A 20,793-nucleotide genomic window follows, 5' to 3' on the forward strand; every position below is an offset into this window, starting at 1 on the left:
GTATTGAAATTGTATAGCGACAGATAATTCATTCGTCTCAGTATTTCGTTAAAACATAACAATAGATGTATTGAAATTGTATAGCGACAGATAATTCATTCGTCTCAGTATTTCGTTAAAACATAACAATAGATGTATTGAAATATGTATTGTTTTTATAAGGCGATAAGAGAAACTGGTTAAAACATAACAATAGATGTATTGAAATTATTACCCACAATATATTTTGCTCCTTTCTATTCCTTGTTAAAACAAAACAATAGATGTATTGAAATTGGGGAGACGCTCGGCACTTCACAAAATCATTGCGAAGTTTAAACAACACGATAGATATATAGGAGTCTCATTGAACTTTGATTCGATTTGTATATAAATAGAGTAAATGTTATTATATAAGTAATCCAATACTGAAAAAATCATATTGCAAAAGGACACACCTACGCATAACCATAGCGTAGGTGTGTCCTTTTTTTGTTTAAGGAGGAAAAAGTTATGGGGAAAACATTATTTATTGCAGAAAAATCAAAAGTGGCCAATGAAATTATGAAATCGCCACGATTCCGTCACTCACAAAAGTACATTGGTAGCAAGCCTTATTATGGTTATTATGAAAATGATCATTATATTGTCAGTTGGTGCCGTGGACATTTGCTGGAACTAAAAAATCCGGAAGAGATGGATCCAGAGTATAAAATGTTTAAGTTAGAACATTTACCTTTAATTTATCAGCCAGCTTATAAAGTGATACAAGAAAATGCTGAACAATTACAAATCCTTGTTAAACTACTGCAACGTCCTGATGTTGACCATGCGGTGAACGTATGTGACGCGGACCGAGAGGGAGAGTTAATCTATAGGGAAGTGTACGAATATGCAGGTGTGAATAAAAAGCAATCTCGCGTATTTAAATCCTCTTTTGAAGCTGCAGAACTTGAAGCAGCTCTCAATCGATTAGAAAGCGCATCTAAATACGATGGACTGGCGTATTCTGCTAAAGCAAGGCAGTATCTGGATTATCTATTAGGGATGAATATAACCAGGGGATGTACCACAAAATTAGCACAAAATAAATTCTTATTGTCATCTGGCCGTGTACAAATGTGTTTATTAAATGAGATACGCCAACGCGAATTAGCAATTGAAAACTATAGAGAGCAATCTTATTATCATCTGCAGCTAATAACAGATTTAGGACTTACACCGGTTATGAAAACAGAAGATCAAGTGTTAAACCCATCGCCATTAAGAAGTTTGGGAGAAAATTTGAAAGGGCAATATCTTGTAGTAGAAGAATTTAAAGAGGGAACCAGGAAGAAAAATCCTAAATTGCTATATAACTTAACAGATCTGTATAAAGATGCCCATGCGCAATTGCAAATTAATGCTGAAACTGTAAAAAAACATATTCAGAACTTGTATGAAGAAGGGTTTATTACATATCCTCGTTCATCTTCTAGGCATTTGCCTACAGAGCAAGTAGAGCGTGTAAAAGGTGTTATGCAGGCACTAGCTAAGAGTCAGTATTCTTTACTGGTACAATCCGTAGATATTGAAGCAATTGATGTGAAACATAAAACATTCAACGATGAGCTTGTATCAAGTCATTTTGCTATTATACCTACGACTAAACAATATCAAGAGGAAGGTCGTCCAGAGATTGAAAAACAACTATATAGCCTCGTAGTAAAACGTTTTGTGGGTAATTTCATGCGTCCTGCAGTATACCTGGTAAGAGAAGTATTACTTATTGACGCGATGGGAAATATCTATCAAACAAAAGAAAGTGTACTTCGAGAAAAAGGATTTCTAGAAGTGTTTCAAGAGGAAGTAGAGGAAGAAAGTGTGGAAGTATTTAAAATTCCTATTATGCAGAAAGGACAGGAACTTCAAATCTGCGATTTTGAATTACTAGAATCCAAAACAAAGAAACCTGCTCTACACACAGAAAGCTCCATTCTGACCTTTATGGAAACAGCAGGACGTAAAATAGACGATGAACATTTAAAGGAATTAATGAAGGGGAAAAGAATTGGAACCGTTGCAACCGAAGCAACCTTTATTCCAGCTTTACATGAGAAGAACTATATAGCCATTGAAAAAGGGAAAATTACTACGACTCCAATTGGACGTGCCTTTATTGAACAATTTCCTGTTCAACAAATTAAAGATCCACTATACACAGCTGAAATGGAAGGAATGATACACCGTATTGAAAAGAATGAAATGAGTTATGAAGACTTCATTGCCCAAACAAATACATTTGTACAAAAAATAGCACAAGAGATTATAAGAATACCTGACACGGTTTCGCACAATCTAATAGAGACCTGGAAGCAACAAATAGAAGTATGCCAATGTCCTTGTGGAAATGGAATAATTTTAGATAGAGGGAAATTTTTCGGGTGTAGCAATCATCCAAACTGTAACATTGGATTACCCAAAAGAATAAAAGAAAAAACGATTCCTGCAGCACAAATTAAAAAACTGTTTGAAGAAAATAAAACGGACATTATAAAAGGATTTAAATCTAATGGCAAAGAATTTTCTGCTTATTTAGCATTCGTTAACGGTGAAGTCAGCTTTAATTTGCCTTCAGTTGAAGAATTATCGCTAGGTCAGTGTCCAAAGTGTCAAAAAGGACAAATCCTAAACCGTAAAACGTTTTTTGGGTGCTCAGAATATCAAAACGGATGCGATTTTATGTTGCCGGCTAAAATTAAAGGAAAGAAATTATCCGATAGCCAGATTAAAAAACTAGTGAATAACAATGTAACAGACTTCATTAGTGGTTTTAGTGGAGAAAAAGGAGAATTCACAGCTGCGATTCGATTAAACCCGGACCTTAGTATTTGTTTTGAATTTCCAACTGCAGAGGATCGTACAGTAGGTAAATGCCCATTATGCCAGAGTAGAGTCATAATAGGGAAAACAAACTATCTATGCGAACAGTACAAGAAGGGCTGTGATTTCATTGTTTCAGGAATGATACTTGAAAAAAGAATTACAGCTAGTCAAATCAAGAAATTATTAGAAAAGAATATGACGGATACAATAAAAGGATTCATATCGAAAAAAACAGGAAAATCATTCGATGCGAAATTAACATATGACTCTACACAGAAGAGAGTCACGTTTATATATGAGAAGAAGAAATAATATCGCAAAATCTTAAATTTCATATATAAAATTAATAAGAAATATGATATGATGAAAGTAACAAAATACTTCTAAAACTATCTTGCAAAAGGACACACCTACGCATATATATGCCATAGGTGTGTCCTTTTTTATTTGTTTTTGAGATGCAGCTATTTACGAATTTTGATTAGGAGGAAGAAATTTCGATATGAAAATATGGATTAAGGCTATTTGTTTAACATCATTCGTACTTCAAATGGCAGCATGTAGCAATTCGACACAAATAAATAATGAATCAAGACCTGCCCAAGCAGTACAAAACGGGATACAACAGCACATGGAAGGGAAAGGTATTGTTGATGTTCCAGAAGCTTATAAGGGAAAAATAAAAGACTTAGAGACTGTTAAAGGGAAGGTATTACATATAAAGGACGGAGATACGATAGACGTGAACGTAAAGAGGCAGAAACAGACGGTACGGTTACTGTTATTGGATACTCCTGAGTCTGTATCTCAAAAAATCCCACCACAAAAGATGGGAAAAGAAGCCTCTTCCTTTTTAAAGAAACAACTAGAAGGGAAAAGTGTAACTTTGGTTTATGATCGGGGACAAAAAGAAGACAAATACGGTAGGAAATTGGCTTATGTATTTTGTAACGGAATACATATTAATGAATTAATGGTCAAGTCTGGTTATGGGATTATAGCCTATATCTCTAGACTTAATACTACATTTCTACCTGAAATGCTAGAAGCAGAAAAAGAAGCAAAAGAATTAAAGGCTGGTGTGTGGGGCATTAAAGGATTTGTAGATGAAAAGAATCGGCATTATAACCGTAATGATGCAGCTTAATATCAATACTTATTCCAAAAGGAGGTTTCTTGAATGAATGGGAACAAAAGAAACATGCTCTTATCTTTTTTTATTTCTACTTTTTTTATTTTTTTGAGTCTATTTCCATTTAGCGGTAATGAATTTGTATATGTTATTGCAAAAATTGGAGCTGCAGCCGGTGTAATAAATATTGTGATGATGAGTGTGGTCTTGTATTTTCAAAGCAAAAAAATGAGACACCTCTTAAATTAATACGGCAAAAACGCTTGTTTTCCTTACTCGTATACAAAAGAAAGGGGTAAGGAAAACCGAAAGGGGCATTTTTTAGATGAGTCAAATTCCAGGGTTTTTGAAGTTCGTTTTAGCAAAGGAAAGACGATATGTATATTTGGCTGTAGCAGAAAAGAAAAACAAACGAGTGAAAACACATATTGTATATAGATTCGGTCCACTAGAAACAGCATTAGAAACTATGTACGGAATGCGTGATGATTTTGAGAATTGCTTTCCACCAGAGTTGAAAGATAAGGGGTATGACTGGGAAGATCTAAATGATTGGATACTATCCATTGAAACCGGTTATTCCAAATACGGAAATAAATTAGTGACATTCTAAATAGATAATTGAGATAATATTGCATCCTTATTATAAAACCTTCAATACAATTAAAATCGTGTGAGGAGAACATAAAATGGAATGGATTCGTAAGTACCACATTGCAATTGCTTGGATGATAGCTACTAGTGCAATGCTAATTAGTTTATTTTTTAGTGAATGGATGAAGCTGCCGCCATGTGATTTATGCTGGTACCAAAGAATGGCCATGTATCCATTAGTATTAATATTGGGGATAGGAATGTATAGAAAAGATCCGCGCGTCAGCATGTATGCATTTCCATTTACGTGTATCGGTTTAATATTATCTGTATATCAAATTACAATACAAGCATTTCCTATTAATGAGATGAAGATTTGTTCAGTAGGAGTTTCATGTACAGAAGATTACTTAAATTTATTCGGTTTCATTTCGATACCTATGCTATCTTTTATTGGATTTTTAGTCATCATAATACTTATATATATTGAATCTGATAGAGAGACAAAAGAATAAACATTATAGTGGTTATGAACAATGTACTCAAGTAAACACAACATACTTAAAAATAGATAATTAAAATAAAACAAAATTATAAAAGGAGAAATTAAAATGACAACTATTCAAGCAAGTAATGAAATGTACAAAATCCCAGAGGCGGATGTAGAATTATTAAAGATTATGGCCCATCCAGTTAGGTTACAAATTGTGAAGGAGCTAGAACACCGCAAAATTTGTAATGTAACACAATTAACAGAGCTATTAGATGTCCCTCAATCAACTGTATCTCAGCACTTATCTAAGATGCGTGGCAAGATTCTCCGCTCGGAAAGAAGAGGGTTAGAGATGTACTATCATATTGCAAATTCCAAAGCATGTCAGATTGTTAGTGTACTAGGTTTATAAATACCTCAAATTAAATAGCGGATTATGAAATTAAAAATAAAATAAGGGCAGCCTAGCATAGCTGCCCTTATTTTATTTGTGATTTTGCATATATTTGTGCGCATTTAGTATAGCAAACATTATTCTTTGCTTTCAACCTTCAATATTTTTTGTTTCTCAATATGTTTAGTATGCTTTTATTTTATAATAAACTTAATTCTTTTTATTTATCTATATTTCCTGGGGTGAATCCTTTTATTAAGGATTCCTTTTTTGTTTTTACCACTTTTTAAATTAAAAAAATTCAATTTTAAGCAGATTTATATTTATAAAGAAACCGTTGAAATAGCTTGTTTATAAAGGAATTGTTGCTTTCCGTTACTGGAGACTAGCACTGAAAATTTATCAACAGCAATAATAATGCCAGGTACTCTTACTCCGTTTATTAAAAATATTGTTACTAGTCTTTGTTCCTCTATTAATTTTTTATAGAAATCTTCTTGTGTATGCATTAATAGTTAATTCCTCTCTTAAAATTTTAAGCTCCCTTTTATGGATGCAAAAGGAACCAGTTACTTTTAATTTCTATATTAAGATTCTGAAATGATTGTATTTTGTAATTTTATAATAGGGATCCCCATATAAAAATAAAAGTCCTCACAATGAAGTGAAGACCCTTGTTTTTTATCATCCGCCAGTATGGCCGTGAGCATATTGTACAATTTTTTCCTCACTAAGCGCTTTCTGTGTATCAGTTGCATGGCTAGAATTCAAAATAAATGTGAATGCAGCTGTAATCCCGATTAAGCTAAAAATTACTTTTCTCATTTTAAAGCCTCCTTCTCAAAGTTTTTTTCTTCGGCTTGATGGCTAAGGTAAAAATAATCACTTGCTTTTGAACGGTTATTCTCTTGATGGAATAAAACTGCTAATTTTTTAGCGTATTCTTGTACGTACTCATGTAGGTTTTCTCTCTCAAAATAAGAGATTCCTGTTTTAATTGTCTTTTCTAATTCGTCAGCGGTTACTTTTTGATTTAACTTTTCTAAAATCCAAAAGTGATGTTCGTACTCTTCATTTTTAAGCTCTTTACAAACTTCTAATCCTTTATCTATAAGGTTAGAAGTTTCCTCTGAATCTCCCATTTCCATATGCTCTCTAGCCTTAATAAAGATTGCTTTATAGTCTTTAGGGAGTTCTTGTATTACTTCAGATAAGTATCGTATTGCTAGTTCAGATAAATTTTGGCCAGCATACATTAATCCTAAGTTGTGACGAACAAACGTAATAAATTTTTCTTCACCTGATTTTTTAAATGTATTAATAGCTGTAATAAAGTGTTCTTCAGCTTCTTCAAATTGTTTTAAGTGTGTACAAGCTAAACCAATTAAATTATCACATAACGCAATAGTAGCCTCATATCCTGCATGCTTTTTAAAAATCTCTTTTGCCTTAGTTGCTTCTTTGATAGCCGCCAATGGCTTATAGATATGATAATGGAAAGTGGATAGTTTGAAATAAAATTCTCCATGTTCAACTTCATCCGGGATATGGTTTAATAGTTCTTCAGCTTTGTTGTAATGTTCTTTCGCACTTGTAAAGTTACCTGTAATATTTGAATGAATAGCTTTAAAGAAATGGTAGTAGTACGATAAAAACTGATCTGCAGGCACCTCTAATGATTCAACCTTATCAAAACTGTCTTTTCCAATGCTTAAACTATCAACCATATATTGATGACGAAAATCTAAAAGAGAATAGTATAAAAGCAGGTTTTGGTCCTCTTCAATATTGTGTATTTTTTGATCAATTTCAACTTTTAATTTATGCGCCTTTCCAATATGTCTGGCACGAATCTCTATATACCAGTCATTTAACATTTTTGTGATTTGCTCATTACCCTTTATCGAAGCAATCATTATATATTCCCCCATCCTATAGAGTATCCTATTTATTACCATCATAGCAGAAAAGCAGGATATATTATGTAATTTTAATTTATTTATCAATAAAATTCTGAAAAAAAAGTTAATTCACTCATCGCTCAAAAAACAACAATAAACTTCATTAAGTTTATTGTTGTTTTTCGTATATATAAAATATATAATTTATATATATATTATTCTAAAATTAATACTCTGAAAGGGGGAGTGCCGAGATGAATATTAATAAGCTATAAGTGAAGAAGAAGGAATTCAACTCAGTAAAGAAAGAATTGTAGAAGTAAGAGAGAAGTGATTTTCATAACTGGGAAGGGATAAATATAATGCATAAATCTAATGAAAAAACCAATGCAAATGTTATAGTGTGTTTTTTTATAACTATTATTACGATTATAATTGTGTGGTTTATTTTTCCGGCAATACAGTCAGCTATGACAGAATATGAAATTGAAGAAGAGACAGTAAAAAAAGGAAGGTTAGTACAGGCGAAGGTTATCGATAAAAAATTTATTGAAGGCGATCCTGGAAATCCTCTTATGGGTGATACAGGTTCTCCAGACAAACATCTTATTACATTATATACGAATGAAAAGATGCGAATTATAGACGTGAAAAGTGATGTTTTTAACCAAATTGATGTAGGTAATGAAATAAAGGCTTATGAATATAAAGAACGCATAACAATAGAACAAGAAAAGAGAAAAAGTGGTTGGGATTAAGGGCAACTGCTCCAAGTGAATATGAAAATTTCACCTTTATTTAGTTAAGGGGGGATAGAAAAATTGAACGGTGATTTTTCGTGATTACATATATAATACATAATATAATGATATAATGTATTATATAAAAACCTAATACGTTTAGTTTACATAAATTGAAATGGGGTTGAACAAGAATGAAAAAGAGTTTACTTGAAAAGATTTTAAGTGCATTATCAAATAATATACCCGCTAAGGGGCTTTCAAATTACTTATACCAACAAATTCAACAGTTAACATCACAAAAGGATATTGAAGCCTTTTCAGCTAATTTACAAGAACGAGTCAAGAATATTGAGTCAGCATCTCAATTCGAATTAGTGAATTTAGGCACAGCACTATATGCAGCGTTCTCAGCTGATAGAGAGTATAAAAAAGGTTGGATCGTAGATGCTTATTGGGAAGTGTATAATAAATGTAATTCAGCCAATCAAGCTGTATTAACTGGTGTTTCAGGCTGGTAAGTTTTTTTATCACTGAGTAATAAATTCAACAGTATAAAAACAGGATACTTCTTTAAGGAAGTATCCTGTTTTTATTCAAATTGTCTTTTTTCTAATCGATCAATGGCTTCGCGTTTCTTCTCGTTATTAATATTAGTATAAATACTAGTAACTTCAACAGAGGTATGGCCAAGTTGATCGCGTAATAATACTAGATCCTTATTTTCTTTATAATGATTTGTAGCATAGGTATGTCGTAGTTTATGAGGACTGCGTTTTTCATCAAATGCACTTGTATATTTATCTACTAAATTTTGTATGGCACGGACAGAAAGCTGGGTGTATTTTCCTTGGTACCTTGTTACAAACATAATTTCTTCTTCTGGAGGACAACCATACCTTTCTTGGCGTACTTTCAAATACTCTTGTACATCATCTAGACTGGATTGAGTAGCAAGTATGGATGATTTTTTATTCCCTTTACGAATCACTTTGATAGTTTTTTGGCGGAAATTAACGCTAGATAGGCTAAGACTTGCTAATTCTGATACACGTAGCCCTGTACCTAAAATAAGGCTAATTAAGGCAATATCACGTTCTTTGTCACGTAAAAAGTAATTGTATTTACGAGTAGAAGTTTCTTTCAGAATAAATTCATAATCGTTTGCTAGAAAGCGCAGGAATGCAGCATCATCATTATTATTAAATATCATATTCGCTACATCATCTGCTCTTGCTGCAGCATCTATTTTTTCTTTATGTAATTCTATTTTATCCATTACATTTCGTGAAAGATAGCTATTCCCATATTCATCTTCAGTTTTTTGTGAAAGGTATTTAAAAAGAGATTTTAAAGCCGAAAAGGTCCTGTTAATTGCTTTGATTTCAATACCTTCACTCTTAAGGTACATATGAAATCGATTCACTTCATTTAAAGGTAGGCTTTCTAACAATTCAATTGGAATTTCATGTATTTCAGTTGCGACATTTCCATTTATGACCGCTATTCGTTTCTCAATCATCCATTTAAAAAACTTTTCAAATTCTGTTATATATCCATATAAAGTAGCAGGGGAGAGCATTGCTTTCATTTCTATATATTCTACTACATACCAGGGCATATTTTTTTTGTGCTTTTCGACAAGTGATTTAAAGCGTTCTTTTTCTTTGTTACTCATTTTATACACCTCTAATACTTTGGAGTATTATACTGATTTACTTTTGGGAAATTCCCAATTAGATTTTTTTAATTCGGGATGAATTTTTTGAATAATTAATTCTGCTTTCATCATTATCTCTTCAAAACTCTCCGTTAAAAAGTCAAACTTCCATTTATATAGGGAGTTATATACTCTAGGTATTGATTGCCTACGAGCAATATTTCCCTTAATTTGGGGATTTTTAGATACTATTGAAATAATATTTGATTTTAATTGATGTAATTCTTGACTTGAAAGATACCCTTCCGTTGGTAATTTAACTTTTAAAATAAGATCTTGATAATTAAATTCCCAATAGAATGTTATTTTTTTATTAGAAATGGTTTTATCTAACCATCCTGGTTCCCAATTCATAATTGGATTATTATTACCACTGTAAATATTCCAGGCTATTTCGTTTTTTGAATTGGATTTTAGATGTTTGTAAAGGTAATAAAAAGCAGTGAAATGCGTACGATACCCGTTCTTGCGCCAAGAATCTTTATCTTTAATATTAGTTAAAGTAGGAAGTAAGTTCTTAATGGTTTTACCTTTTTTTAACTCGACTTGCAAAGAGTCCATCCAATCCCTGTATATATAGTGCTCACTATCAATGTTATTAAAGGCAGACATGATATCATTTAAGCAAAAAGTATTAAAGTGCTTATGTTTTGGAATCTGACAAATTTGAGAAGATCCAAACAGGAAAAGAATAAATATAGCATCTTCGCTGCTGTGAAAACCATCGTAGGTTGCAGTAAGTTGGTCTTTTTTGGCTATAGTGTCAACTTTCATTTCGATTACTATATATTTTAGGTCACCATTATTTAGTGTTATTTCAATAACAAGATCCACTCTTTTTCCACTTCCGATAGAAAATTCGGGTTTACACTCTATAAAATCAATATCCGAACTTTTGAAAGGGGGGAGGATGCCACACATTTTATATAAATTGCGAAGCACATTTGATTTTTCGTTGTGATCAATCAATTCATTGCTTGAGTCTAACAACCATTTTATAGCACCTGTATGAACTTTTTCAAACTGATACCCTACAATATCTACAAAATTAGATCTCACAGTAAAAAACATCCTTTCATAGTGGGAAATTTGATTATTGTAAAAAGACATAAAACTCTAAACTAAAATATCATGAGCAATCGTTGATAAACAGCCATTATCATAAAATTTGTAGGTACTTTCATGTCTCAGTGCTGGGACATGAAAGTCTAAACTTTTTGAACAAAGGACAAGAAACTCTAAACTACTTAGTCAGTAATAATACAATAAAATGAAAGTAGCTAACAACCGCGTTATCGATTATGATTTGTGTGCCATGAGTACCTTCTACAATTCACTTGTAATTTCTTATTACTTATTTACTTTTTTGCTTTTTGATAGTAATCGTTAATGGCTTCAGCTAATATATCTACAGTCCGATTTAGTTCATCCAAATTATTATCTACACCGCCAATCTCTACTAGCATAGCATGTGGAGATAAGTCTTGATTATAGACACCATTTCCTTCTCTTCGATCTTTTACGAATATACCTCGACTAATACCATAATAATTTTTGTCTAGATAAGAATTGATGGCTTTAGCAAATTGTAAACTCTGCTGAAAATGTTTATTTTCTTTACCAACAACAAAATAGAGTCGACCATACGATTTCCCGTTTATCATTTTTGTCGTTAACGGTTTTCGAGAAGAATCTCGATGAATATCAACGAGGTACTGGATATCCCTATTTTGTGCAAGAGTTTCTTGGACAACTTCTCTGGAAACGTTATATGAACTAGGATAACTTAATCCTCGTTTTAATAACATATCTACTATGTCTTTCTTATTATTTATAGCACCAATTCCTTTTTCTTCAAGTTTGATTTTTAACCTGTCTCCCAACAAGGACACATTCACTTTATCGCTAGATGCTGCATTAGGATCAGTAGTACCAGGGAGTAAGGGAAGAAAGGATTCTCGACTATGAGAATGGTAAATGAAAATGGATTTTTGCTGAATATTATTTGTTGAATTTTCGGATTGTTTTTTTTGTGTAGCATCTAAATTAGCGTTTCTTTGTTTTGTAAGTTCTTCTAATGAAACATTTGGTTCTTTAGGAATATTACTTTCATTAGTTCCTTCTCCAGCTACAGCAATTTCTGAATAATATGTTGAGAATCCAGGAAGTTCATTCTTTATGAGAGTTGGTATATCGTTTAATTTTATATTGGTTACTAAAGAAAAAATGGTAGAGGAAAGGTTCAATGAATTTGTTTGTTTCTTAAATTCTTGTGTGAAATAATGGTTCTCTGTTTCAAGTGCATATAAAAAACTAGTCAATGATTGAGTTTGTGACCAGTTTTGTAAAAAGGAAGCTTTTAAATGAGATAAGAGAGAAACACTAATAGCAGATAGGAGAAATAATAGTTGAATACAAAAGATAAACGTTAAGATTCCTTTTTTAATACTTATTTTTTTCTTATAGGTATAGTTAAGTGCCAATATACCCCTCCTCTCTCTAAATTATATGTACAAGCTCTTTATATCAGACTATGAAAAAGAGATAGATTTTAAAAAATTAGTAGAGTTTTTCACCAAAAAACGTACATCTCTTTTTGGGATGTACGTTTTTGTGTCTGGGGGAATTGACTTTGATATTAATAATTAAATTATGCTATGTCATTATGATTTGTTGCGTGTTTTAGCTGCTGGATTTCATGTCGAAGTTGCTTGTTTTCAGCTAATAATTTTTGATCCGTATCTGTTTGGTTATTGTGGTTTCCTCCTTTTGAGTGATGGTTTCCTTTACGCATACCTTTCATACAAAATAACATCATGAGAGGGCATAGTAAGATAAGGAGAAGGTTTAACCATTGCATATTTTCAACCTCCATCTGATAAGTAGTGTTTATGCCGTGTTAATTACAGGATGAAGTTCCTGTAGTTACATTATAAAAAAGAAGTTTAAAGAACTTATGCAGAAAAAGTATGGAAAATAATGAATTAAGATTCTTCTTTATTGGTATACCATTTCTTAATTTTTCTTTTGTTTGTATGACAACAACCATTTTTATTTGTTAATCTTATAATGGAAAATATTAAAATAGGGAATAGAATAATGATGAAAAGGCTTAACCATTGCACATAATTCACCTCAGTTTATTTATTATAAATTGTTATTAAACCCTATAATGAAAGACCCGTCAAATTATTGACGAGCCTTTCATTAGGAAAATACTTTACTTTTTAAGAAGAATAGTAAAGATAGTCCCGTGACCCAATTCACTTTTTACAGAAATACTCCCTCTATGCAATTCAATAATTTCTTTTACAATTGCTAGACCTAGACCACTACCACCTGTAGCGCGAGTACGAGATTTATCAACTCTGTAAAATCGTTCGAAAATATGAGGAAGATCTTTTTCAGGGATACCTTCTCCTTCATCTTTCACTATAATTTGGATACTTTCCTTTTTATCTGTAACCATAACAAATATTTTAGAATTTACTTCAGAGTGGGAATATGCATTGTTTAACAGATTGAGTATAACTTGTTCAAAGCGCTGTTCATCAAGTAGAAGAACAAGATCTTCTGGACATGAGAAAATGATATGAATATTTTTTTCAGTATAAGCTGGTTGAATTTTTGCTACTATATGTTTTAACAAATCATATAGATTAGTTTGCTTTGTATTGATAATAAAGTTATGCTTTTCCATTTTAGCTAATTCAAATAAATCTTGAACAAGGCCTGTTACATGATCAGCTTCTTCTTTAATAATAGAAAGATAATGCTTCTGATCTTGTGTAGACATCTTTGTTTTTAAAATAATATCAGCATACCCTCTAATATATGTTAAAGGTGTTCGAAGTTCGTGTGCAACACTTGCTAGAAATTCACCTCGTTCTTTTTTCATATAATTTAAATCGTCTGCTAGCTTTTGAATAGAGTGTGCTAATTCTCCCACTTCATCTTTTCCATTAATATTTAAAGACACTGATAAGTCACCCTTACTCATTGTTTCTGTTGCTTTTTTCATTCTAATTAGAGGCTTTGTTAGAAATCTTGATAATAAGAACATAGTTATAACCGTAATGATGAAAGTAATAGCTCCAACAAATATAAATTGATACGTTAAGCGCTGAATCATTTGTTTAATGGAGTCAGTACCTAAAAACATGTATACATAGCCTTTAATTTCATTATCGATTTGAATGGGACTAATGGTACAAATATAATTAGATGTTTTCCAGTGGTCCTCTGCAACACTACCGTTTGTATTAACATCAGGCATTTTTGTATATAGATGTTTTTCCATGGAAGCATCTACATCGCTTGATTTTGCAAGTATTTTACCAGTTTTAGAAGTGATTACAACTTTTGTTTCAGCTTCAGACTCCATGAGAGCTACATGGGATATCGTTGGATTATCAAAGTATTTCTCCAAAACATCACGGTGACTATTTCCTCTGGCAAGGAGCGATTTCACTTCTTCTTGAACTCTTGTATCGACTAAACTGTAATACAATAAGAGAAATAATATGCTTTCAATTAGAAAGGTGCAAATAAAAAAATAAAATCCAAATTTAACTGAAATACGCTTCATAAAAATCCACTATCCTTGTTGTTTGATAAGATCATATCATATATCTTTCTCTTCATGTGCCCAGCGATATCCAATTCCGTATATAGTCTTAAGGTGCTCATTAATTGGAAATGATGCTTTTCTTAATTTTTCACGTAAGTTTCGAATGTGGGAATCTACAGTTCGATCCTCAGTTTCTGACGCATGCCCCCAAATACGTTCAATCAGTTGTTCACGAGTAAATACGTAATTTAAATTATTTAAAAATAAACCAAGTAGTGAAAATTCAATTGGGGTAAATAAAAGTTCATTTCCATTCATAGCCGCAGTGTGTCTGGCTTCATCCCAAATTAATCCTTTATATTCAATTTTATGGTGACGCTTTGTCCTACGAAGAACAGCTTCTATGCGGGCTAATAACTCTTCTTCATGAAATGGTTTTGTAACATAGTCATCAGCACCTTTTTTTAATCCTTGTATAACATCTTGTGTATCATCACGAGCAGTTAACATAATAATTGGTACGCTACTGAATTCACGGATTTTGTTGCAAGTTTCCCATCCGTTCATTTCAGGCATCATAATATCTAACAATAGTAAGCGAAATTCTTTTGCTTCCACTAAAGAAATTGCTTCTTTACCAGAAGTTGCTTTTATACAGTGATATCCCCGTGGGGTTAAATATAATGAAAGTAAATCTAACATACGTGGTTCATCATCCACCAATAGAATGTCTATCATAAAAATCCTCCTTAAATAAGATAATACCTAAGCAAAAGATATTTTACTAAAAAATATTGAAAAAATTGTGCAGGTCTTTTTTAATTTGCCCATTTTCCATCTCCATAATTTCTCGATAATCGTTTTATATAATAACCTTGAACAAACAGAAGGAGGAGTTTTTCATGAAGAGATTTGTATTAACAGCAGTTACAGTCTCCGCAATATCTTTAATTGCCGCATGTTCTGCGACTACAAATACAACAAGTGATCAAAAAAATATGAATGATAAAAAGGTAACACAAACTGAAACGGCAACAAAGCCGTTACAAGTTGTAAAAGGGCCAGAAGTTACTCTAGTGGCGAAAGAAGAGAAACAAAAACTAAGCAACGGTGTTGTTGTTCCGGTATGGACATTTAATGGATCATCTCCTGGACCAGAAATCCGTGTAAAAAAAGGTGACAAGGTTAAAGTTACATTAAAGAATGAACTATCTGCACCTGCGTCTATTCACTGGCATGGGTATCCGGTTCCAAATAATATGGACGGCATCCCGGGAGTTACACAAGATGCGGTTGAACCTGGAAAAAGTTTTACCTATGAATTTGAAGCAAACGTACCAGGAACGTATTGGTATCATTCACATCAAGACTCTGTTAATCAACTAGATAGAGGATTGTATGGCGCTCTTGTTGTAGAAGATACAAATGAAAAGTATGATAAAGATTACACATTAATGTTAGATGAATGGGTAACAGATAAAAAAGAAATTGATAAGCAAATAAAAGAAATGACAAAAGGTAAAGTAGAAAAAACAGACGGTGATGCGAAAAAGAATGATGATATGAAAGGCATGGATCATTCGGGTATGGACATGGGAAGTGACAAAAAAGACTCTGGTAGTATGGAAGGCATGGACCATGGAAATATGAAGATGGATAAAAATAAAGAGTCGAATGGAATGCAAATGGAAGGCCATGATATGAGTATGTATGATTTATTCACAATCAATGGTAAAAGTGGGGATTTAATAGAGCCATTGAAAGTGAAAAAAGGTGACAAGGTTCGACTTCGATTCGTTAATGCTGGTTATCTATCACATGATATCCATGTTCATGGTCATGATATTAAAGTGATTGCGACAGATGGCCAACCAATTAATGATCCAAAGGTTATAAAAGACCAAGTAATTTCAATTGCACCAGGTGAACGGTACGACGTTGAGTTTACAGCTAACAACCCTGGAAAATGGTATGTTGAGGATCATGCAAAAGATAAAGGGGCAAAAGGAATGAAAGCTGTTATTGAATATGATGGCAGCAAAGAGATGAAAGATAAAGCAAATGAAAAAGAAAAACTTCCAAAATTAGATATGACAAAATACGGTGCAAAGAAATTAGGAGGTTTTACATTAGACCAACAGTATACTGCCACATATACAATGGATTTAAACACTCAAATGAATGGAAATGAAATGGTATACACAATTAATGGAAAAACATTCCCTGATATTGATCCAATTCAGGTGAAAAAAGGAGATTTAGTAAAAGTAAAATTAGTAAACAAATCTAAAACAGATGATCATCCAATGCATTTACACGGTCATTTCTTCCAAGTATTAAGTAAAGATGGAAAGCCAATAGAAGGTTCTCCAATTATAAAAGATACCCTTAACTTGAAACCAGGAGAAGAATATGAAGTAGCCTTTGTAGCAGATAATCCAGGTGAATGGATGTTCCACTGTCACGATTTACATCATGCTTCAGCGGGGATGGTAACAGAAGTGAAATATAAAGATTACAAATCTGATTATGTTCCAAACCCTAATATTCCTAATATGCCAGAGTAATTTTAAAATCACATAACTTACTATATACTAATCTAAAGCAGCTATCTCTAAGATAGCTGCTTTATTGAATAGTTTAATAAAAGAATGTAATTTTGGGATAGCAGAATAAAATATAGCTCGTTTAAACTGTAAAATATTTAGAATAGATTAATATGTAATAGGAAATAACTAACAAACGATATAAAAACTATCGTTTGAGGTGAAAAAATGGGAATAAGAAAAAATCAAGCATGTTTGACAGATGAAGAGAAGGCAGCTTTTGTAGATGCAATTCAGGAACTAAAAAGAAATGGAGAATATCAACCCTATGTTGATGTACATCGTAAACATTTTTTTCATCCTATACATCAAAGTGCAATGTTTCTCCCATGGCATCGTGAATTTCTTCATAAATTCGAAATTGAATTACAAAAAGTTAATCGAAATGTGACAATTCCATATTGGGATTGGACGGTTGATAATTCAATAACATCTTCAATATGGCGAGGAAACTTTATGGGAGCATTTACAGGGCTGAATCGTCAATTAGGTGCAAATCCTTTTTTGCCAACTCGTACTCAAGTTAAGGAAGCTATAGATACAACGCCCTATGATACAGCTCCCTGGAGGCAGGTAACAAGTGGTTTTAGAAGTGCATTAGAAGAGTTGCATAATGGTCCTCATAATTGGGTTGGAGGAGTTATGGCAGGAGCAGGATCACCCGAAGATCCAGTTTTTTGGTTGCATCATAGCAATATTGATCGTCTTTGGGCTATATGGCAAAGAGAACATCTTAATGAACCTTATTTACCAACTAGTGGTACAACAGGTGCAGATGAATTGGGACTAGATGATCCAATGCATGAATTTAGAGAAGGAGAAAAAAATACATTAACTCCGAAAGACGTACTAGATCATACATCTCTTGGATATCAATATGATAACTATTCGTTAGATCCAGTAGACTGTTGAATTTAATTCAGCAGTTTTTTTGAGGAGATGAATTAAAATAAAACAAGACAAGACCCTATTTAATACATATCGGGGGGATAGTTTATTGGTTTATCGAAAAAGAAAGAAGTTTATTTTATTACCAGATTATATAAGTGTAATAAAGAAACCTATATTACACGTGAAGGTGTGATTCTAATATAAATGATTATGATATTGGAAAAATCGTAATGTATTAAAGCGAGGTCTTAAAAGTTTTATTAAAAGGTGACAACAGTTTATTCATTTATAACTTTTTAGAATACAACAAGTTTAATTAAAGAATATATTATTTTTTGAGTTGTGAAAAGACCGTGTGCATTTACTAAATAGGTGGGGCGTTACCCCTTATAGTATGTTTTTGGGCATAGCTTCTAATATAAGGTTCAAACCAAACTATGAATCAAAAAACGCTCCAGAACAAATGCTGAAGCGTTTAAATATTTATTTCAAACTACGATTTAAAAAAGCTTTCGTTCGTTCAAACTTTGGGTTCATAAATAAGTCCGTAGGATTACCCGATTCAACAATCTCTCCATTGTCCATGAAAATAACCTTGTTTGCCACTTCTTTAGCGAACCCCATCTCATGCGTAACCACAATCATTGTCATTTGCTCTTGAGCTAGATCCTTCATGACTTGTAATACTTCACCAGTTAATTCTGGATCCAAGGCAGAAGTCGGTTCATCAAATAACATGAATTCTGGATTCATCATTAACGCTCTAGCAATTGCGACTCTTTGTTTTTGTCCACCTGAAAGGTTAGCGGGGTATGCATTTGCCCGATCAGAGAGTCCAATTCTCTCTAGGAGTTCACCACTTCGCTGATGAATGTCAGCGGATAGTTCCTTTTTTAACATTTTAGGAGCTAGCTCCAAGTTCTCTTTGACCGTAAGATGTGGAAAAAGGTTAAAATGCTGAAAGACCATCCCCATTTTACCAGTAATCTGTCTAATTTCTTGAGGTATTGCGTATACTCCATCTTTCACTAGATAATCGCCAGATACACAGATGCTACCGTTGTCTAACTCTTCGAGATAGACGAGACTGCGAAGCATCGTGCTTTTTCCAGAGCCAGAAGGACCGATTACTGCTATTACATCATTTTTATTTATATCAAAAGAAATTCGTTTTAGCACATCTAGATTGCCATATGATTTTTTTAAATTGGATATTTCAATAATCCCCATACTTACCACTCCTTCCTATTCAAATTTGAATCGACGTTCCAACCATTTAAAGAACATAGTTAATACGAGCGTCATGATTAAATAAATGAGACCTGCCACGAAAAATGGTGTGATTGTAAAGTCCCGATTGACAGCAGTTTGAGCAAAATGTAACAATTCTGGTACAGCAACCGCATAGAGCAGGGCGGTATCCTTAATGAGTGTTACAGATTCGTTAGCTACAGCGGGAAGTGCTATACGAAACATTTGAGGAAGTATAACTCTTCTCATCGTCTGCCATTTACTCAAACCGAGAACTTGAGATGCCTCATATTGGCCTTTATCAATCGCTAAAAGACCGCCACGAAAGATTTCTGCAAAATATGCAGCATAGTTCAAAATAAACCCTAAACAGGCAGCGACAAATCGATCCATAACCAAATATTCACCAATCACAGGTAGCAACGGCAATCCGAAGCATATAAATAGTAATTGAAGTAATAGTGGAGTTCCACGCAATACGTAAATATAACCTTGAGCAAGCCAAGACAGTGGCTTTAAATTACTTCTTACAGCCAGTGTTAATAAAAAACCCATTGGAATTGACACCACAATGGCAATCAAAAATAAGAGGACTGTCATTTGTGCTCCTTCCAGCATTGGCATAAGAATTGAATTAATATAATCAAAAGACATAAAAGGATTCCCCCAAAAGCAAAACAGGGTACCATAGGGAAATCCTGTTTTGCTCTATATTCTTAATTATTTTAGTATTTTATTTTCTCCAAACCACTTTTTAGAGATCTCTGTAGCAGTACCATCCTCATTCATCTCATCAAGTGCTTTTTGAAGTTTCTTAAGTAGGGCATCATTACCTTTCTTAACACCTATTCCATATTCTTCTGGAGAAAGAAACTCGTCCAATATCTTAAAAGTATCTTTCTCTTTAGTCATATAATAATTAATAACGACTTCATCAATAATTACTGCATCTAAACGACCACTCTTTAAATCATTTAAGGCAGAAACATTGTCGGCAAACTCTGTAACGGTCTTAATTTTAGATTTGATAGGATTAGAATTCAAAGCATCTGATGCAGAAGAAAGGGATTGAAGACCTACAACTTTTCCTTCTAAATTATTTAGTTTAGTAATAGGTGAATCAGCCAAAGTGACAACCACCTGTGCATTCTTTAAATAAGGCTTTGTAAAAAGAACCTTATTTTTACGGTCATCTGTAATTGTGTAGCCGTTCCAAATGAGATCAATTCGACCACTACTTAACTCAGACTCCTTTGTTTTCCAATCGATGGGTTGAAACTTAACCTTTGTTCCCATTTTTTCTGCAGCTGCTTTAGCATAGTCAATGTCAAAACCAACAATTTTATTACTCTCATCTCTGAACCCCATAGGTGCAAATTTATCGTCGATACCAATTACTAATGTGTTATCCTCTTTTTCTTTCGGTTTAGAGCAGCCTGTAATAACCGAAAATACCGCCGCTATTATTAAAATTATAGTTATTAGACGTTTCATTTTATAAAATACCACCTTTAACTGAGTTTTATTTTTCTTTAGTTTAGGAATTCCCCTGACATTTTATGAATTTTGTAGATACAGTATTTGAGCCTTAGTAAATACCGAATTTTAGGCATTTCTTACAACAAACAAATGTTATTAAAATCCATAAAGTCTACTT

Annotated in this window: 22 protein-coding genes; 10 read left to right on the top strand and 12 right to left on the bottom strand. The window is 32.8% G+C overall.

Annotated features, from left to right (window positions below; all coding sequences use genetic code 11):
* The first annotated feature begins 492 nt into the window (after positions 1–492).
* The 6 genes from KVT31_RS24250 (at position 493) to KVT31_RS24275 (ending at position 5,475) form a co-directional block, all read left to right on the top strand.
* A complete protein-coding gene (locus KVT31_RS24250) occupies positions 493–3,156 on the top strand; it encodes a type IA DNA topoisomerase (protein ID WP_000520749.1) in 2,664 nt (887 codons plus the stop codon).
* 190 nt (positions 3,157–3,346) lie between these two features.
* Entirely contained in the window at positions 3,347–3,991 is a 645-nt protein-coding gene (locus tag KVT31_RS24255; RefSeq protein ID WP_000708141.1) for a thermonuclease family protein, read from the top strand.
* Positions 3,992–4,024: 33 nt separating this feature from the next.
* Positions 4,025–4,225 carry a hypothetical protein gene (locus KVT31_RS24260; protein ID WP_001014120.1) on the top strand — a complete coding sequence of 67 codons (201 nt, stop codon included), beginning with the start codon at positions 4,025–4,027 and terminating at the stop codon, positions 4,223–4,225.
* 76 nt (positions 4,226–4,301) lie between these two features.
* Positions 4,302–4,589, top strand: a complete 288-nt coding sequence (locus KVT31_RS24265; RefSeq protein ID WP_000078380.1) for a hypothetical protein — start codon at positions 4,302–4,304, stop codon at positions 4,587–4,589.
* A gap of 76 nt (positions 4,590–4,665) precedes the next feature.
* A complete protein-coding gene (locus KVT31_RS24270) occupies positions 4,666–5,085 on the top strand; it encodes a disulfide oxidoreductase (protein WP_000454806.1) in 420 nt (139 codons plus the stop codon).
* Between the two features lie 96 nt (positions 5,086–5,181).
* Positions 5,182–5,475 carry an ArsR/SmtB family transcription factor gene (locus KVT31_RS24275; protein WP_000207870.1) on the top strand — a complete coding sequence of 98 codons (294 nt, stop codon included), beginning with the start codon at positions 5,182–5,184 and terminating at the stop codon, positions 5,473–5,475.
* Positions 5,476–5,780: 305 nt separating this feature from the next.
* On the opposite strand, the gene hfq is transcribed toward KVT31_RS24275, so the two are convergent.
* The 3 genes from hfq to KVT31_RS24290 all read right to left on the bottom strand — a co-directional run bounded on the left by hfq (position 5,781) and on the right by KVT31_RS24290 (position 7,373).
* Positions 5,781–5,966 (bottom strand): RNA chaperone Hfq, encoded by a 186-nt coding sequence (hfq, locus tag KVT31_RS24280; RefSeq protein WP_000557400.1) that lies wholly within the window; start codon positions 5,964–5,966, stop codon positions 5,781–5,783.
* 175 nt (positions 5,967–6,141) lie between these two features.
* On the bottom strand, positions 6,142–6,282 hold the full coding sequence (locus tag KVT31_RS24285; protein ID WP_001233271.1) for a hypothetical protein: 141 nt from the start codon (positions 6,280–6,282) through the stop codon (positions 6,142–6,144).
* Positions 6,279–7,373: a Rap family tetratricopeptide repeat protein gene (locus tag KVT31_RS24290; RefSeq protein ID WP_000561969.1), complete on the bottom strand. Its 1,095-nt coding sequence runs from the start codon at positions 7,371–7,373 to the stop codon at positions 6,279–6,281. The genes KVT31_RS24285 and KVT31_RS24290 overlap by 4 nt, the downstream gene beginning before the upstream one ends.
* A gap of 347 nt (positions 7,374–7,720) precedes the next feature.
* Between KVT31_RS24290 and KVT31_RS24295 the strand changes: the two genes are divergently transcribed.
* Positions 7,721–8,116: a hypothetical protein gene (locus KVT31_RS24295; RefSeq protein WP_000549611.1), complete on the top strand. Its 396-nt coding sequence runs from the start codon at positions 7,721–7,723 to the stop codon at positions 8,114–8,116.
* Positions 8,117–8,292: 176 nt separating this feature from the next.
* A complete protein-coding gene (locus KVT31_RS24300; RefSeq protein WP_000749219.1) occupies positions 8,293–8,619 on the top strand; it encodes a hypothetical protein in 327 nt (108 codons plus the stop codon).
* Positions 8,620–8,690: 71 nt separating this feature from the next.
* Here KVT31_RS24300 and xerS read toward each other — a convergent pair whose 3' ends face one another.
* The 6 genes from xerS to KVT31_RS24330 form a co-directional block, all read right to left on the bottom strand.
* Positions 8,691–9,776 carry a tyrosine recombinase XerS gene (gene xerS / locus KVT31_RS24305; RefSeq protein WP_000066152.1) on the bottom strand — a complete coding sequence of 362 codons (1,086 nt, stop codon included), beginning with the start codon at positions 9,774–9,776 and terminating at the stop codon, positions 8,691–8,693.
* Positions 9,777–9,803: 27 nt separating this feature from the next.
* On the bottom strand, positions 9,804–10,889 hold the full coding sequence (locus KVT31_RS24310) for a PD-(D/E)XK nuclease family protein (protein ID WP_002073815.1): 1,086 nt from the start codon (positions 10,887–10,889) through the stop codon (positions 9,804–9,806).
* 287 nt (positions 10,890–11,176) lie between these two features.
* Positions 11,177–12,301, bottom strand: coding sequence for a stage II sporulation protein P (locus KVT31_RS24315; RefSeq protein ID WP_001207347.1), 1,125 nt, complete (start codon positions 12,299–12,301; stop codon positions 11,177–11,179).
* A 167-nt stretch (positions 12,302–12,468) separates the two neighbouring features.
* Positions 12,469–12,678 (bottom strand): DUF2933 domain-containing protein, encoded by a 210-nt coding sequence (locus tag KVT31_RS24320; RefSeq protein ID WP_001198645.1) that lies wholly within the window; start codon positions 12,676–12,678, stop codon positions 12,469–12,471.
* Positions 12,679–13,038: 360 nt separating this feature from the next.
* Positions 13,039–14,406, bottom strand: coding sequence for a sensor histidine kinase (locus tag KVT31_RS24325; RefSeq protein ID WP_000822722.1), 1,368 nt, complete (start codon positions 14,404–14,406; stop codon positions 13,039–13,041).
* 36 nt (positions 14,407–14,442) lie between these two features.
* Positions 14,443–15,126 carry a response regulator transcription factor gene (locus tag KVT31_RS24330; protein ID WP_000565448.1) on the bottom strand — a complete coding sequence of 228 codons (684 nt, stop codon included), beginning with the start codon at positions 15,124–15,126 and terminating at the stop codon, positions 14,443–14,445.
* 164 nt (positions 15,127–15,290) lie between these two features.
* Here KVT31_RS24330 and KVT31_RS24335 point away from each other — a divergent pair, with 164 nt between their 5' ends.
* Entirely contained in the window at positions 15,291–16,955 is a 1,665-nt protein-coding gene (locus KVT31_RS24335) for a multicopper oxidase family protein (RefSeq protein WP_000820021.1), read from the top strand.
* 207 nt (positions 16,956–17,162) lie between these two features.
* Complete coding sequence (locus KVT31_RS24340; protein WP_000512863.1) at positions 17,163–17,906, top strand: tyrosinase family protein; 744 nt, start codon at positions 17,163–17,165, stop codon at positions 17,904–17,906.
* 462 nt (positions 17,907–18,368) lie between these two features.
* Here the strand turns inward: KVT31_RS24340 and KVT31_RS24345 are convergent, their stop codons facing one another.
* From KVT31_RS24345 to KVT31_RS24355, 3 genes are all read right to left on the bottom strand, one after another.
* Positions 18,369–19,115: an amino acid ABC transporter ATP-binding protein gene (locus KVT31_RS24345; protein ID WP_000511339.1), complete on the bottom strand. Its 747-nt coding sequence runs from the start codon at positions 19,113–19,115 to the stop codon at positions 18,369–18,371.
* 15 nt (positions 19,116–19,130) lie between these two features.
* Entirely contained in the window at positions 19,131–19,790 is a 660-nt protein-coding gene (locus KVT31_RS24350) for an amino acid ABC transporter permease (RefSeq protein WP_000007171.1), read from the bottom strand.
* A 66-nt stretch (positions 19,791–19,856) separates the two neighbouring features.
* On the bottom strand, positions 19,857–20,630 hold the full coding sequence (locus tag KVT31_RS24355; protein WP_000825672.1) for an amino acid ABC transporter substrate-binding protein: 774 nt from the start codon (positions 20,628–20,630) through the stop codon (positions 19,857–19,859).
* Positions 20,631–20,793: the final 163 nt, after the last annotated feature.

The sequence above is a fragment of the Bacillus sp. GbtcB14 genome, from assembly GCF_019091205.1.
In the GTDB taxonomy this organism is placed as follows: Bacteria; Bacillota; Bacilli; order Bacillales; family Bacillaceae_G; genus Bacillus_A; species Bacillus_A cereus_AG.